The organism is Rhizobium sp. CG5 (assembly GCF_023701945.1).
Taxonomy (GTDB): Bacteria; Pseudomonadota; Alphaproteobacteria; order Rhizobiales; family Rhizobiaceae; genus Allorhizobium.
Genome location: NZ_JABAEF010000001.1, coordinates 608,721 through 624,098 on the forward strand (window position 1 = coordinate 608,721; position 15,378 = coordinate 624,098).

General features: G+C 62.3%; 13 protein-coding genes. 11 read left to right on the plus strand and 2 right to left on the minus strand.

The window, feature by feature from the left end:
* Window positions 1–154 precede the first annotated feature (154 nt).
* Both HGO38_RS02975 and HGO38_RS02980 read right to left on the minus strand, forming a co-directional pair.
* Complete coding sequence (locus HGO38_RS02975) at window positions 155–700, minus strand: flavin reductase family protein (RefSeq protein ID WP_250954420.1); 546 nt, start codon at window positions 698–700, stop codon at window positions 155–157.
* A 63-nt stretch (window positions 701–763) separates the two neighbouring features.
* Window positions 764–1,447, minus strand: a complete 684-nt coding sequence (locus HGO38_RS02980; protein ID WP_250954421.1) for a FadR/GntR family transcriptional regulator — start codon at window positions 1,445–1,447, stop codon at window positions 764–766.
* 606 nt (window positions 1,448–2,053) lie between these two features.
* Here HGO38_RS02980 and HGO38_RS02985 point away from each other — a divergent pair.
* The 11 genes from HGO38_RS02985 (at window position 2,054) to HGO38_RS03035 (ending at window position 15,372) form a co-directional block, all read left to right on the plus strand.
* On the plus strand, window positions 2,054–3,529 hold the full coding sequence (locus HGO38_RS02985; protein ID WP_250954422.1) for a 4-hydroxyphenylacetate 3-hydroxylase N-terminal domain-containing protein: 1,476 nt from the start codon (window positions 2,054–2,056) through the stop codon (window positions 3,527–3,529).
* Between the two features lie 13 nt (window positions 3,530–3,542).
* Entirely contained in the window at window positions 3,543–4,577 is a 1,035-nt protein-coding gene (locus HGO38_RS02990) for a 2,5-dihydroxypyridine 5,6-dioxygenase NicX family protein (protein ID WP_250954423.1), read from the plus strand.
* Between the two features lie 112 nt (window positions 4,578–4,689).
* Entirely contained in the window at window positions 4,690–5,571 is an 882-nt protein-coding gene (locus tag HGO38_RS02995; RefSeq protein ID WP_250954424.1) for an ABC transporter permease, read from the plus strand.
* Complete coding sequence (locus HGO38_RS03000) at window positions 5,571–7,592, plus strand: ATP-binding cassette domain-containing protein (protein ID WP_250954425.1); 2,022 nt, start codon at window positions 5,571–5,573, stop codon at window positions 7,590–7,592. Before HGO38_RS02995 ends, HGO38_RS03000 begins: the two co-directional genes overlap by 1 nt.
* A 98-nt stretch (window positions 7,593–7,690) precedes the next feature.
* Window positions 7,691–8,761: an ABC transporter substrate-binding protein gene (locus tag HGO38_RS03005; RefSeq protein ID WP_250954426.1), complete on the plus strand. Its 1,071-nt coding sequence runs from the start codon at window positions 7,691–7,693 to the stop codon at window positions 8,759–8,761.
* A gap of 103 nt (window positions 8,762–8,864) precedes the next feature.
* A complete protein-coding gene (locus HGO38_RS03010; RefSeq protein WP_250954427.1) occupies window positions 8,865–10,010 on the plus strand; it encodes an ABC transporter substrate-binding protein in 1,146 nt (381 codons plus the stop codon).
* Window positions 10,011–10,091: 81 nt separating this feature from the next.
* Window positions 10,092–10,754 carry an isochorismatase family protein gene (locus tag HGO38_RS03015; protein WP_250954428.1) on the plus strand — a complete coding sequence of 221 codons (663 nt, stop codon included), beginning with the start codon at window positions 10,092–10,094 and terminating at the stop codon, window positions 10,752–10,754.
* A gap of 46 nt (window positions 10,755–10,800) precedes the next feature.
* On the plus strand, window positions 10,801–11,586 hold the full coding sequence (locus HGO38_RS03020; protein WP_250954429.1) for an FAD synthetase family protein: 786 nt from the start codon (window positions 10,801–10,803) through the stop codon (window positions 11,584–11,586).
* Window positions 11,583–12,995: an amidase gene (locus HGO38_RS03025; RefSeq protein ID WP_250954430.1), complete on the plus strand. Its 1,413-nt coding sequence runs from the start codon at window positions 11,583–11,585 to the stop codon at window positions 12,993–12,995. Before HGO38_RS03020 ends, HGO38_RS03025 begins: the two co-directional genes overlap by 4 nt.
* Window positions 12,992–14,317 (plus strand): amidase, encoded by a 1,326-nt coding sequence (locus HGO38_RS03030; protein WP_250954431.1) that lies wholly within the window; start codon window positions 12,992–12,994, stop codon window positions 14,315–14,317. Before HGO38_RS03025 ends, HGO38_RS03030 begins: the two co-directional genes overlap by 4 nt.
* The gene (locus HGO38_RS03035; protein WP_250954432.1) at window positions 14,314–15,372 is read left to right on the plus strand and encodes an AbrB family transcriptional regulator; all 1,059 of its coding nucleotides are present in this window, start codon (window positions 14,314–14,316) and stop codon (window positions 15,370–15,372) included. Before HGO38_RS03030 ends, HGO38_RS03035 begins: the two co-directional genes overlap by 4 nt.
* The last annotated feature ends 6 nt before the right edge of the window (window positions 15,373–15,378 follow it).

The following is a 15,378-nucleotide window of genomic DNA, read 5'->3' on the forward strand; positions in this document are numbered from 1 at the left end:
TGCCATGGGCCAATCTTTTGACCATTCGACATTGTTGGTGGAGGATTGGTTGAATTTTCCCGCGCAGAGCAGTCGGAGCCCGCTTTCAGGACCGGCACATGTCTCCATGGCCGATCGACGGCAAGGTTATCGTGCCGCCGATGCGAACTGGGGCCTATCCCATCGGCAAGATGGGGGCAGGGAAGCTGAATTGCCCACCGGCATAAACCAGCGCCCGCGATGTCCTGTCCTGCATGATGGCCTCCACGCGGCCGACGAGAACGGCATGGGTCGGCGATTCATATTCGCATTCGAGGCTGCAGTCGAAGACCGTCAGGGCGTCCTCCAGCACAGGAGCGCCGGTTGCCAGGTTGCGCCAGTTGCCGAGCTGGAAGCGCTCGGGGCCGTAGACCTTGGTCATTCCGGCAAAGTGCTGGGCCAGTGCCGATTGCTCTTCGTCCAGGAAGTTGGCGGAAAAGCTGCGGTTTGCCCTTATATGGGGCAGGATGGTGCTGTTGAGGTTGACGCAGACAAGCACCATCGGTGGCTGGTCGCTGAGCGAGCAGACAGCCGAGGCGGTGATGCCATGGCGCAGGTCACCCGTTCCCGTCGCGATGATCGTCACCGGCGTGGCAACTTTTTTCATGGCTGCGCGAAATGTCAGGGCGTCGACACATGCCGTGCCCGCGTCTCCGTCAGCGTTGATTGTATTCGGTACCATCGCAAACCTGCCTGTTCTGTTCGTGTTCGGGATCGATTTTGCTTAGAGCGTTTGTCTCGGGCCTCAGGAGCCGGACGAATTGCCGCCATTCAGCCATTTCATGATGGCAACCACATGCTCGCGCATGGCCTGTTCAGCCTCAGCTGCCCTGCGTCCGCGGATCGCATCGACGATCGCCTCGTGATGCCTCCAGCCGGTCTCGTTGGTATAGGCGGGCAGGCGGGTGCGGATGGCGTCGTCCCAAGTCAAATCCATGACCTGTTCGAGGAGGTAGGCGGCGAGGATATTGTGGCTCGCAACCGCAATTGCCCGGTGGAACCGGTTGTCGTTGCCGCGGTCGAATACGGTTGGTTCGCTGATCGCATGGGCGGCGACAATCTCTTCGATCTCGGTCTGGGTGCCGCGCGTTGCCGCCAGGCGGGCGATCTCCGGCTCCAGCAGCAGGCGGACCTCCCAGAGTTCGGCCGGGCTGGTCTTGCTGGCGATGTTTGCCTTGGTGGCGATCATCTGTCCGGTGCTGCGGGCGCGGCTCTTGGAAACGGGGCTGTTGCGCGGCCGATTTTCCGGAATTCTGTTGTCGTTGCGCAGTGTCGTCAGCGCCTTGCGCAGCAGATGGCGGCTGACGCCGATGCGCTCTGCCAATTGCCGCTCGGGCGGAAAATCGCCCCCTTCGGCAAGGCCGAGTATGGCCTCCGTCACGTCGTCGACCGAGGTCAGTGACCCGTTTATGGGCAATTCTTGGCTCATGGTGATCCTCCAAATTTTCTGAGCCGGTCACTCCATGCCATTGCGACGACTGATGTTAGCCGCAGCAATGGTTTTTTCGTCTCGACCTATGGGCGACCGCTCAAGCTTGTTGTTTGCCTTTCTATACAGCCAGGTCAACCAGATGTCCAGATGCAGCTTTGGTTGCGGAGTGGTTGTTGGTTGGTTGTCGCAGTTTGTGCACATAATTTGATCATTAAAATAGATGCACAAAAAAACGTTCATAAAAAATTCTGTGAATAATCTATATAAAGATCAAATATATAGGTTGATCTGTCAGGCTGATTATCGCGAGAGAAGGAGGCTTTTCGAAGAAATTTTCCAAAAATTCCACTTGCCATGGTCTCAACCAAAGTCTAGCCTTCGATGCAGGTTAAGCGGCGGTTGTGTTTTTGGTTGTGAACAGCCGGCGCGTCGATCCAGATAAGACCATGACATTTCCGGTGGTTGGTCCAGCGCAGATGCTGCGACAGGCTCCGGCACCCTTTGCGCCGATCCTCGCTCTGGATCGGGAGGATATCTGTGTGCCCATCGTTCCGGTCCGCGCCGTGCGGCCCGAACAGGCTGAAAGAGACGGAAGTCAGACACATGAACACGATGACGAAGCCCGTGACCAAACACGCTCTCAAGACAGGCGAGGCATTCAAGGCTTCGCTGGATGACGGACGTCAGCTTTGGGTCAACGGAGTCAAGCTGAACAAGGTTACCGACGAGCCGGCGCTTGCTGCGGGCATCGATCTTATGGCGTCGATGTTCGACGACCAGTTCACCGAAGAGTTTGCCGACGCCACCACGGTTCTGGATAAGAAGTCCGGCCTCATGACCACGCGTTCCTGGCAGGTCCCTGAGACGATGGACGAACTGCTCGGCCGCCGGAAGATGATCGAATACACCTCGCGCAAGACGGTCGGGACCTTCGGTCGGCCGCCGGATCTCGGCCCAACGCTTGCCGTCGGCATCCTGGCGCATCTGCATCTCTTCAAGGATTTCAAATCGGCCTTTCCGGAGTGCCAGCCGGATTTCGTCGAAAACGTCCAGCGCTATGTCGAATTCGGCCGTTTGAACTCGATCACCTGCGCCGAGAGCCTGACCGGCCCGCAAAACGACCGCTCGTCGCCGCTGGCACAGGCCGCTTCGCTGTTGCGGGTCAAGCGGGTTGAGAAGGACGGTGTCTATATTTCAGGCGCCAAGTCGGTCGGATCGATCGCCGCCCAGACCAATGAGATCTTCTTTTCCAACCTCGCCTATCCCGGCACGCCTTCCGAGGCCGCGGTGTGGGGGTCTGTGCCGATCAATTCCGATGGCATCAAGCTCGTCAGCCGCGAGATGCTGTCCAATCCGGGTGCAGACCCGTTCGACCATCCGCTCGGCCACAAGGGCGAGGAAGCCGACCAGCTTGTCATTTTCAAGGATGTTTTCGTTCCCAAGGAACGGATCTTCAATCTCGGCAACGAGCATGTCTCGGCGATTTCCGGCAAGGCAACGCTCTTCGCCCACTACCATGTTCTGACCCGGTTGAAGGTCAAGTCCGAGGTCTTCGTTGCCTGCGCCAAGCAGGTGACCGAAGTGCTCGGTACGGGTCAGATCCCCGGTGTCCGCGGCATGCTGGCGGAGATCATCGAGTATAATCGTACGCTCGAAGCGTTCCTCATCGCCGCCGAAACCAATGCGCAGATCAATGAAAGCGGCGTGATGTGTCCGGACGTGATGATGATCACGACTGGTCGTCTCTACGCTATCCGCAACTATCCGCACATCATCCATGTCCTGCAGGAAATGTGCGGCCAGGGCCTGGTGATGCGCTTCGGCAAGGCCGCCTTCGAAAATCCCGACATTGGCCCCGATCTTGCAGAGCTGCTGCCGGGCAAAGGCGTCACCGGCATGCAGAAGGAGAAGCTGATGAACTTCATCTGGGACCTGACCTGCTCGTCGCTTGCCGGTCGCGTGGCGCTTTTCGAAAACGTCAACGCCAGTCCCGCGCCGCGCATGCGGGAGCGCCTGGTCGCCGAATTTGATACCGCCGCGATGGTCGCGGACCTGAAGAAGATTGCAGCGCTGGATTGAAGGACGCACGATCATGACCACTCAACATGAAATGGTGGCATTGTTCACCGAACAGCTGAAGCTCTGCGCGCTGAAGCCTGATGAAACCGTCATTGTTCTCTGCGAACACGATATCCGTGCGGATTACGCAGAGGCCTTCCTGCTTGCAGCGCGCGATCTCGGAGCGACACCGTTCCAGATCACCGTGCCGCTGCGGGAAAGACGGTCCTCGCGACAGACCACAGGCAAGACTGCGATCGCCGGCAATCGTCCGGTGATCGAAGCGCTCAAGAAAGCCGACATCATCATCGACGTGATGGGCACGCTGTTCTCGCCGGAACAGGACGAGATCTGCGCCGCGGGTGCACGCATGCTGTTCGTCCGCGAACCGTTCGACGTTCTGGCGCAGAACTTCCCGACGCCGGACCTGCGCCGCCGGATCGAGTTCGGTGAAAATCTGCTCAGCAAGGCGAAGACGCTTCGGATCTGGTCCGACGCCGGCACTGACGCCACCTTCGATATGGGCGGTTATCGGGTGATGACCCAGTATGGCTATACCGACACGCCCGGCCGTTGGGATCACATGGGCACCGGCCAGGTGCTCAGCCAGGCCTATGACGGCAAGGTCAATGGCACGGTGATGGTCATGCCGGGCGATACGGTCACCGCCTTCCAACGGATGGTCGAGAGCCCCGTCAAGCTGACGATCAAGGACGGTTTCGTCACCGATATCGAAGGGGACGGAATGGATGCCCCCTTGCTGCGCGACTATATGGAGAGCTTCAAGGATCCGCGGGCCTATGCGATCAGCCATATCGGCTGGGGCCTGCTGAACACGGCGACCTGGTACCACCGGGCGATCACCCGGACCCGCACCCAGGAAATCAGCGTCAACTCGCTGAGCTATTACGGCAACGTGCTGTTCTCGCTGGGCCCGAACACCGAGCTCGGCGGCACGAACGACACCCAGTGCCACATGGATATCCCGCTGCGCAAAAGCTCGCTTGCGCTGGATGGCGTGACGATCGTCGACAAAGGACGCATCGCCATTCCCGAAATGGCCGTCTGAAAATGCGTCGGCCCCGTGGAGGGGCCGTGCGTGATGTTGACTGCGGATAGTGACAGGAAAAATGATGATTCCGATCGACGCATCTGAGCCAGCAGGAGAGGGAAGCAGGCTGTTGGCCGATCCGCCCAGCCTGACGCTGACGGCCTGGCAAAGGCAGCAGCGAGGCCTGACGGTCTCCCTCATGACGCTCCCGATTGTCGCCATGGTGGCTGTTTTCGTGATGCCCCTGCTCGTCCTGTTGTGGATGAGCTTCGGCGGCGGCGGCAAGACAGGCTTTTCGGTGCAGGGCTATATCGACCTGGCGCAGCCGGTCTACCTGAAGCTTCTGATGTTCACGCTGCAGCTGGCCCTTCTGACCACCGTGCTTTGCGCGCTGTTTGCCTACCCGCTGGCCTATCTGATGGTCAATGTCAGCTCGCGCTTTGCCGCATGGATGGGCGTCGTGCTGTTCATCACCCTGTGGCTGAGCTTTCTCGCCCGTACCTTCGCCTGGATCATCATCCTGCAGCGCCGCGGGCTGGTGAACAATTTCCTGATCAATATCGGCGTCATCGATAGCCCGCTTGAGCTGGTCTACAACAAGCTCGGTGCCTATATCGGCATGGTCCATATCCTCCTGCCGTTCATGGTCCTGACGCTGATCCCGGCAATGAAAGCCATCGATCCGGCCTATGTGAGGGCGGGATTGAGCCTTGGCGCGAGCCCGGCGCGGGTGTTCCGCGAGATTTACCTTCCCCTTAGCCTACCCGGCCTCGTCGCCGGCTCGATGCTGGTCTTCACGCTGGCGTTCGGCTTCTTCATTACCCCGGCAATTCTCGGCGGCGGCCGTGCTCCGACCATCGTCATGGCGATCCGCGACCAGATCCAGCAACTCGGCAACCTTCAGCTCGCGGCCGCCACGTCGATGGTCCTGCTGGTCTTCTGCATCGGGCTTCTGTTCCTCTACGACCGCTTTGCCGGCATCGACCGCATCTACCACAAGGGAGCGAAGTGATGGAACTCCTGATCCAGGGCAATGCTGCCCGCGCATTGAAAATTTACGGCTGGGTCCTGCTGGTCATCATCATCATGCCGGTGATCATGATCGTGCCGATCAGCTTCGGCGCCGGCAGTGCCATTGTCTTCCCGCCGAAGGAGCTTTCGCTCGAATGGTACCGCAATCTGATCGACGATCCCCGTTGGGGCCAGGATGCGCTGCTGTCGCTGCAGATCGCAGCGCTTGCCACCGCCTTGGCAACGGTTGTCGGAACGGCCGCAGCAATCGGCATATCGCGGATCGAGAACAAGGCATTGGCGAAGTTCATGAAGATGTTCTTCATCGCCCCGATGATCGTGCCGCTGATGGTCATTTCCGTTGGCCTTTACATCGTCTTTGCGCGCAATGGCCTGCTCGGCTCGATGTGGGCGCTGGCGGTCGCGCACGCCATCGTCGTGCTGCCCTTCGTGGTGATGCCGGTGATGTCGCGGCTCGCCAGCCTCGATCCCGCCTATGAGAGAGCCTCCGCCTCGCTCGGGGCGACCCAGCTGCGCACGCTGTTCGAAGTCATTCTGCCGCTGCTCGTCCCTTCGATCATCGCTGCGGCCATTTTCTCCTTCGTCTTTTCCTTTGACGAGGTGGTTCTGGCACAGTTCCTGGCCAGCCCCCGGTTTGAAACGCTGCCGCGCAAGATGTGGGACGGTCTCAGCCAGAACGGCCTGGACAAGACCATCACCTCGATTGCGTCCGTCCAGCTCTTCATGGTGCTGATCGCCTTTGCAGGCTGGAGCCTGTGGAAAATGGGCCGCACCGGGCGCCTGGCGCGCCGCAAGGAAGCTGCCCTCGCAAACGCCTCCCTTCATGTCGCTTCGTCGGTTGCCGCCGATGCCGCTGTCCTTCCCGCAAATGGATCCCTGCCCATGAACGTCGCGATCAAAACCGCCGTGCCTGCTCCAGAGGCTGTTGCTGCCAGCCCCGGCGAACAGCATGGCTACGGCATCGACTTCCAGCATCTGAGCAAGTTCTATGGCGACAAGGTGGTCGTCGAAGAAGCCAATTTCTCGGTCAAGCCAGGCGAATTCCTGACCATTCTCGGGCCATCGGGATCGGGCAAGACCACCCTCCTGATGCTGATCGCGGGCTTCATCTCGCCCGATGCCGGTCGGTTGATGCTCGGCAAGCGCGACATTTCCCGCGTGCCGCCGCATCAGCGTGACATCGGTGTCGTGTTCCAGTCCTACGCGCTCTTTCCGCATATGACCGTGGCCCAGAATGTTGCCTATCCGCTGCGCGCCCGCCGCATGCCCAAGGCCGAGCAGGAGGCCAAGGTCAAGTGGGCGCTGGAGCGGGTGCACATGCAGGAGTTTGCCGACCGGCGCATCACCCAGCTTTCCGGTGGGCAGCAGCAGCGGATCGCGCTGGCCCGTGCCATCTCCTTCGGCCCGCGCGCCCTTTTGATGGACGAGCCGCTGTCGGCGCTCGACCGGAACCTGCGCGTCGAGATGCAGCGCGAGATCCGCAGCCTGCAGCAGAGCCTCGGCCAGACCGTCATCTTCGTGACCCATGACCAGGAAGAAGCGCTCAACATGTCCGACCGGGTTGCGGTCCTCGACCAGGGCCGCGTCCAGCAGGTCGCCAGTCCGCGCGACCTCTACCTGCAGCCGAGGAACAGCTTCGTTGCCAATTTCTTCGGGGAATCCAACCTTTTCCGCGGTACGGCGGACGGTCACGTTCTGACATGCGGCAACGGTGTCTTTCCGCTGGCGGAAGGGCGCTCCGGCGCAGCGGTTCTCTGCGTCCGGCCGGAAACCGTGCGAATGGCGGGCGTCGGCCAGCCGGAACCGGTTCCGGATTGGGCGATCGACGCATCGCTGACAACAGCCCGCTTTCTCGGCAGCCTGCTGCACATGCAGTTTGCCACCGCGCACGGTCCGCTGATCGTCACCCGGCCGCTGGATGGCACGGTCGAAGTCCCCGAGCAGGGCGCGCGCCGCCGGCTGTTCTGGGTTCCGGAAACCGCGCATGTCATGGCCCGCTAACGGAAAGCGGATCGAGACCGGCTGTCACTTACCGAAAAACCTCCCAACTTCCCACAGGCCGACGTAACAGGCCCAACTTGTCCCAACAGGAGAGACCGATGAAATCGCGATTTGGATTGGCTGCCCTCGTGGCGCTCGGAATGTCATTGCCCTTCGGACTCCATGCGCAGGACGCGCCTCCGGAATTCAAGGGGACCGGCAAGCTGGTCGTCAACAACTGGGGCGGCCCGACGGTCGAGCGCATGCATGCCGCCTGGTACGGCGACTTTCCGAAGGCGACCGGCATTGACATCTCCTTCACCTCCATTCCCGACGTCGCCAAGCTCAAGATCATGAGCCAGGTCGGCAATGTCGAATGGGACGTGGTCGATTTCGAAGGCGCCCAGATGCTGCAGGCCATGAGGGATGATCTTCTCGAGCCGATCGACTACGACCTGATGTTCAAGCTGGTTCCCAAGGAACAGCTGGACCCCGCCCAGATGACCAAATACGGCATCGGCTCCATTGCCTTCGGCACGATCATGGCCTGGAATCATGAGACGGTGGGCGAAAAGGGTCCGGCCAACTGGACGGAATTCTTCGACAAAAAAGCCTTCCCCGGTCGGCGGGCGCTCTATGCCCGTCCGAAGCCGACGCTCGAAATCATGCTGATGGCCGACGGCGTGCCGGCCAAGGATGTCTATCCGATCGATATCGACCGCGCCTTCAAGGCCCTCGAAAAATTCGGTCCGAGCGTCGATCTCTGGGTCGAAAAGACCTCTCAATGGGACGTGCTGATCCAGAACAAGGAAGTCGACCTGATGGGGTCCAGCCTGGGCCGCACGGTGACCCAGATCGACAAGGGCGAACCGCTGTCGATCAACTTCAACCAGAGCATTCTTGAGCAGTCCTACTGGACCATTCCGAAGGGCGCGCCAAACGTCAAGGACGCCCAGAAGCTCGTCGCCTGGATGATGAAGGCCGAGGGCCAGCGCGCCTCGCTGAAGCTGCTGCCCTATTACAGCGTGGCCAATAAGACGGCGCTTGACGGCCTGCCGCCGGAGACCCTCGCCAAGCTGCCGGGCACCGCGGAAAACTCGGCCAATAGTCTGACCATCAATGCAGAGTGGTGGTTCGAACACGATGCAGAAGTCCAGACACGCTGGCTGAACTGGTTGAGCAATCGCTGATCTCCGTCTGTCGTCTCTGCTGTATCCGTCCGAGAATTTCCTCGGGCGGACGGGCAAGCCGTGCCGCAACCAAGTCTCATCCCTCTTCCTCGGAGATATTCCCATGTCGAACGATCATGACGCATTCACGAAGCCTGGCCTGCCTGAGAACTCGGAAATAGATCGTCGCGGCTTTCTCGCCGGCATCGGGGCCGCGGGCCTGGCATTTGGTGCGGGCATTGCGGGCGGCGCCGGCATCCGGCCTGTAATGGCGCAGGACCTTTCGCGGCTGAAGGGGTCGGGCGACGTCGTCGTCTGCACCTGGGGCGGCGCTTCGACGGATGCCATGAAGGAGATCTGGTTCACGCCGTTCTCGCAGGAGACCGGCATCAATGTTTCGACCGCTTCCGTTCCAGACATCGCCAAGCTCGAGGTGATGGAAAATGTCGGCAGCGTCGAGTGGGACCTGATGGATGCCGAAGGCACGCAGATGGAACTGGCGATCAAAAAGGACCTGCTGCAGAAGATCGACTACGACCTCATCTTCAAGATCGTCCCGAAGGAGCAGATCGACCCCAAGGTGATCAAGGAATACGGCGTCGGATCGGTTGCCTTCTCCACCGTGATCGCCTGGAACACCGGACTGTTCGGCGCGGACGGGCCACAGAGCTGGAAGGAATGGGCCGACACGACCCGCTTCAAGGGGCGGCGCGCGCTCTATGCCCAGCCGCGGCCTTCGTTCGAGATTGCCCTGATGGCAGCCGGCGTGCCGCCGGAAAAGATCTACCCGATCAATATCGATGACGCCTTCAAGGCGCTCGACGAGCTCAAGCCGAAGATCGACCTCTGGGTCGAAAAGACGTCCCAATGGGGCGTCCTGATGCAGAATGGCGAGGTTGACCTGATGGGATCGAGCCTGTCGCGCACGCTGGACGAGAAGAAGCGCAGCGGCAAGATCGATTTCACCTTCAACCAGAGCATTATCGAGCAGGATTACTGGGTCATTCCGAAATCCGCCGCCGGCGGTGCCAATGCGCAGAAGCTGATCGCTTACATGCTGATGGCCAAGGGCTCGCTCGCCTTTGCGTCCAGGATGCCGTTCAACGTCGCCAACACGACGATCTATGGCGACATTCCGGAGGAGATGCAGCAACAGCTGCCCGGCTACCCCGCCAATGCCGCCCGAAACGTACAGATCGACCAGGCCTGGTGGACAGCCAATTCCGACCAGGTCCGCCTGCGCTGGCTCGACTGGCTGAGCAAGGCCTGACACCGAAAAGCAAAGGTGGGGCCCACCAGGCCCCGCCGGCCCGACCACGCGCAGGACGCATTTTCGACAGTAGGAGCAGACGTGGAACTTTCCGACATGACGGCCCGCCAGATGTTCGAACATCTGAGCAAAAACCCGACGCGCCCCCGTTATGGCTTCGGCACGCGCCCGATGCTGATCAATGTCGATCTGCAATGCGCCTACACCCAACCTGACGTCTACAAGACGGCTTACGAGACCGACCCGAGACAGGCGGAATACGTCAATCGCCTTGCTGCGGAAACGCGCCGGCTCGGCCTGCCGGTGATCTGGACCTATGTGGCATTTTCCGAATCCGGCGACGATTGCGGCGTCTTCGGCTCCCGCACCGATACGCCCGACAGCCTGCAGAACATCAAGGAAGGTTCGCCGCGCGCCGCCCTCGATCCTCGTCTCGAGGTGATTAGGGGCGATGTGATCCTGAACAAAAAGATGCCGTCGGCCTTTTTCGAAACCCATGTCGCGTCATTGGCCACCTATCACAAGGTCGACACGGTGATCGTCACGGGCGGCTCGACATCGGGTTGCGTCAGGGCAACCGTGGTCGACAGCCTGTCGCGCGGTTTTCGCACCATCGTGCCGATCGAATGCGTCGCCGACCTGCATGAAAGTCCGCATTTTGCCAATCTCTACGACATGCACAAGAAATACGCCGACTGCATCCCCGTCTCAGAGGTCTTCGACTGGTATGCGACACTGGGCTGACATGGTGGTGGCAGAGCCGGATAATTGCCCTCGGCCCGCGCCATTGGTGAATGACGGCCTTCGGCCGGTGCCGGATGAACTTCGCGGTTCCGTCCTGCTGCTCGGCAATTTCGACGGGCTGCACCTGGGGCATCGGGCGCTGCTGACCGAAGCCGCGGCCCTGGCGCGGAAGGCGGGGCGGCCGCTGGCCATCCTGCAATTCGATCCTCACCCGCGCCGTCATTTTCGCCGCGAGCAGGGGTTTCTGATCTCCGGCCTGTCCGTCCAGAGGCGGTTGCTGGTGGAAGCCGGCATAGACCTGATCTACGCACCGCGCTTCGACGCCCTATTTGCAGCCCAGCCGGCGGACATCTTCGTCACCGAGCACCTGGTCGGCAGGCTGGGCATTTCGGCGGTCGTCACCGGTGCCGACTTCCGGTTCGGCCAGCATCGCGGCGGAGATGTGCTTCTGCTGCAGACGATGGGGCAGGCGGGCGGCTTTGCTACCCATGTGGTTGGAGAGTGCCGGGACCAGCGGGGCGAGGGGCTGCGGATCTCGTCCAGCCGCATCCGCAGCGCGATCGCAGCGGGCCGGCTGGACGAGGCGCAGCGATGGCTCGGGCGCCCCTTCGAGACGGCGATCGACAACCGCTCCGGTATCTGGCGGTTCGACCCGATGCAGATCCTGCCGCCGGACGGAATTTTCATGGTCGAGGCGCGCGGCGCCGCCGGCCAGCGGCTCGGTCGAAGGACGCTTCTCGTGAGAGATGGCCGTCCAGAGGTTCGGTTGCCGGTCGGAACACGGAGCATTCTCTGGCACGCGGCGGCCTGTGCCGTCGGAGACCGGATTTGAAAGGACAGGCAGTGGAATACGATAGTCTTGATGCACTGGCGATGGCGGAACTGGTCAAGCGCGGCGACGTCGCTCCGGACCATTTCGTGAAAGAGGCGCGGCGCCGGATCGCGGCATTGAACCCGGCGCTCAACGCGGTTGTGCACGCGTTTCCAGATGCCGCGCCGGTTGCCATGGATGGGCCGTTTGCCGGTGTGCCCCTGCTTTTGAAGGATACCGGGGTTGCCTTGAAGGGCGCGCCGATCACCTCCGGCACACGCCTGCACAAGGATGTCGTCAGCCCCGCCGACAGCACGCTTGGCGGACGGCTGCGCAAGGCCGGGTTCGCTTTCATCGGCCGGACCAATACGCCGGAGCTGGCCTTAAGTTTTACGACAGAAGGCGCCTTTCATGGCGCCGCACGCAATCCCTGGGATCTCGACCGTACGCCGGGCGGCTCGTCGGGTGGTGCGGCTGCCGTGGTTGCGGCGGGCATCGTGCCGCTGACGCAGTGCTCGGATGGCGCAGGTTCGATCCGCGTTCCGGCAGCCCATTGCGGCGTTTTCGGCATGAAGCCGTCGCGGCTGCGCAATCCGTCCGGCCCGGCGATTGCCGAGGGCATCGGCGGCATGGCGACACTGCACGCGATCAGCCGGTCGGTGCGCGACAGCGCCGCGCTGCTGGATGTCACCCATGGCGCAGATGTCGGTGATCCCTGGGGGTCGCCACCGATCGAGGGCCGCTTTCTGGATGCGGTGTCGCGTCCGCCGCGCCGGCTCAAAATAGGCATGGAAGTGGGCGGTGATGCCGATTGCGTTGCAGCTGTGGAAGCGGCTGCCGCTCTTTGCGAACAGCTCGGACATCATGTGGAAATCGCGCCACCCGCTTACGATCGCGAGGCAGTCAAACATGCCTGGCTCACGGTCGCGGCGGTTTCCGTGGCGCGCGGCGTCCGCGGTTTTGCCAGGGCACGCGGCATCGCCGATCCCTTGGCGCTGATGGAGCCGGTCAATGCGGAATGGGTGCGCAGAGGCGACGAGATTGCGGGTACGGATTATCTCGGCGCCATTGATGCCCTGCACCAGTCGAGCCGGGCGATGGGGCGCTATTTTGCGGACTACGATATCTACCTTTCGCCGACGACGGCCGAGATCGCGCCGAAGCTGGGCTGGCTTTCGGGCGAAGGCCTGAGCGTCGACGCCTTTTTCGACCGCTTCTGGGCGCATGCGCCGCTGACGGCGGTCTTCAACACGTCTGGCTGCCCTGCCATGAGCGTGCCGCTGCACTGGAGCGAAAGCGGTATCCCCGTCGGCGTCCATTTCGGCGCCGCTTACGGCGCCGAAGCCCTGCTTTTCAGCCTGGCGGGCCAGCTCGAGATTGCCCGTCCCTGGGCGACCCGTCGCCCGCAAATTTCCGAGGATACATTGTGAACACGCTTCCTTCGTCTTCCCCATCCCATGCCGATATCGGCGAGATGACCGCCCGCGCGATTGCCCGAAACGTCAGGTCGGGAGCGATGAGCGCCGAGGCGGTGACCGAGGTCTGGCTCGACCGGATCGCCGCGATCGATCCGTCGCTGCGGTCCTTTATCCATCACGCGCCGGAACAGGTACGCGCCCTGGCGGCAGTCGCCCCGAAAGGCCCGCTGGCCGGGGTGCCCTTCGGCATCAAGGATGTCATCGAAACCGCCGACATGCCGACCGGATACGGCTCTTCCGCCTATCCTGGCTGGCAGCCCTGCCGTGATGCACCAGTCGTGCATCTGGCCCGCCAGGCCGGCGCGGTGGTGATGGGCAAGACCGTCTCGACGGAATTTGCGACGGCCGCTCCAGGCGCCACGGTCAATCCCTTCGATGCGGCACGCACGCCCGGCGGCTCGTCCAGCGGCACGGCGGCGGCCCTCGGCGCAGGCCTGATCCTGATGGGGCTTGGAACCCAGACCTCCGGTTCGACGATCCGGCCGGCGGCCTATTGCGGCGTGGCAGCGATGAAGCCATCGCCCAAGCTGATCGAAACGTTCGGTGTCAAAGCGCTGTCGCAGACGCTCGACGTGGTCGGGCCGATGGCACGCGATATGCGTGATCTGGCTCTGCTCGTCTCCGTCTGCATGCGCCGTCCGGAGCTTGCTCCGGACGAACTGGTTCCGGAGGAAAAGCTGCCGTTGAAGCCGATGGGCCTGTTCCTGCCAGTTCACGATCCGGTTGCCGATTTTTCGCCGTTGGAAAGGGCAGCTTCCGTCCTTGCCTCCGTCACGACACAGGCCGTGCCGGGTTGGTTCGAGGGACTTGGGGCAGCACAAGACGAGGTGTTTGCCTGGGAAGCGTCTGCGTCGCTCAGCACGGATCGTGACCTGCATTGGGACAAGCTTCTTCCCGAAACCCATGCCTTCATGAAACGCCAGCAGAAGGGCACTTTCGCGCTCTGGCAGGCCGGCATCGCGGCAAGAGACCATGCCCTGGCCGATCTCGATACGCTGTTCGGCAAGGCGGATTTCCTGCTGACGCCATCGGCTCCGGGCGAAGCCCCTGTCGGCCACGCCCGGACAGGCCCTGCCACCTACAATATCCGCTGGACGTTGCTCGGCTGCCCGACCGTGACGATTCCGGCCGGCTTGGGCCCGGCAGGCATGCCGGTGGGCGTGCAGCTGGTTGCCCGGCCGGGCCAGGATGCGCTGTTGCTGCGGCAGGCGGCCGCCGTCGAGGATGTTCTGCGGGCTGCAGGCATCGAGGCTCGCCCGCAGCAGATGTCATGAAGATCGGTACATATGCCACGCCGGTGCAGTGGCTTTTCCTGCTCGTACCCGGCCTCGTCCTCGGGCAGTTGCTGCAACTGCTGTCGCTGCCCGCAGCGCTGATGCTGGGGCCGATGGTGGTCGGCATCGTGATGGCACGGGCCGGAAGCAATATCCGTGTGCCCGGTGTGCTTCACCGCATGGCGCAGGGCGTTGCCGGCTGCCTGATCGCCGCCCATCTCGATGCTTCGTTGCTGGTGCGGATGGGCGAGATCTGGCCGATCGTCATCGTCTTCGTCGCGCTGACCTTCGTTGCCTCCTGCATCGTCGGCTGGGTTGCCGGCCGCTATGCCGGAATCGACGGCGAGGTGGCGATCTGGGGTTTCCTGCCCGGAATGGCCGGAACCGTGATTGCCATGGCCCATGATCACGGATTGGACAGCCGGCTCGTTGCCCTGATCCAGACCGTGCGCCTGATGGTCGTCATCGCGACGATGGTGGTCGCGGCGCTCTTCCTGGTCGGGGCTTCCGCACCACACTTTTCGGCGGGACAGACGCCCGATCTTCAATCCGTCGCGGTGGTTCTGGGGCTGGCGGTGCTGGGGACACTGACGGCGAAACATCTGAGCTTCATTCCCTCGGCGGCTTCGCTGGTGCCGCTGACGATCGGAGGCGCGCTTCAGCTCGCGCACGTCAACATAGCCGTTCCGGCCTGGCTTGTGGCGGTCGCCTACCTCGCCTTCGGGGCGCATATCGGCCTGCGAATGACGCCGGGTATCCTGCGGGTGGGGGCCAGGGCGATGCCGCAACTGATCGGCGCGGCCATGCTGCTGATGGTCCTTTGCGCTGGATCGGGCGCGGTCCTGTCGGTGGTGGCGGGCGTCGACCTGATGAGCGCGCTGCTAGCGACGGTGCCGGGCAGCGTCGATTCGATCGCGCTGATTGCCGTCAATGCCGGTGCCGACATGACGTTCGTGATGACCCTGCAAACGCTGCGCCTCTTCGCGGTGTCGATATTCGGCCCTCTCGTGGCGCGCAGCATGGTCCACATGCTGCATCGTCGGAAGGCAAACTGACCAACA

Excerpts from the sequence above, each read along its gene's own strand:
- HGO38_RS03035 (WP_250954432.1), top strand. The coding sequence starts at position 14,314 with ATGAAGATCGGTACATATGCCACGCCGGTGCAGTGGCTTTTCCTGCTC.
- HGO38_RS02975 (WP_250954420.1), bottom strand. The coding sequence starts at position 700 with ATGGTACCGAATACAATCAACGCTGACGGAGACGCGGGCACGGCATGT.
- HGO38_RS02990 (WP_250954423.1), top strand. The coding sequence starts at position 3,543 with ATGACCACTCAACATGAAATGGTGGCATTGTTCACCGAACAGCTGAAG.
- HGO38_RS02985 (WP_250954422.1), top strand. The coding sequence starts at position 2,054 with ATGAACACGATGACGAAGCCCGTGACCAAACACGCTCTCAAGACAGGC.
- HGO38_RS03010 (WP_250954427.1), top strand. The coding sequence starts at position 8,865 with ATGTCGAACGATCATGACGCATTCACGAAGCCTGGCCTGCCTGAGAAC.
- HGO38_RS02980 (WP_250954421.1), bottom strand. The coding sequence starts at position 1,447 with ATGAGCCAAGAATTGCCCATAAACGGGTCACTGACCTCGGTCGACGAC.
- HGO38_RS03005 (WP_250954426.1), top strand. The coding sequence starts at position 7,691 with ATGAAATCGCGATTTGGATTGGCTGCCCTCGTGGCGCTCGGAATGTCA.
- HGO38_RS03000 (WP_250954425.1), top strand. The coding sequence starts at position 5,571 with ATGGAACTCCTGATCCAGGGCAATGCTGCCCGCGCATTGAAAATTTAC.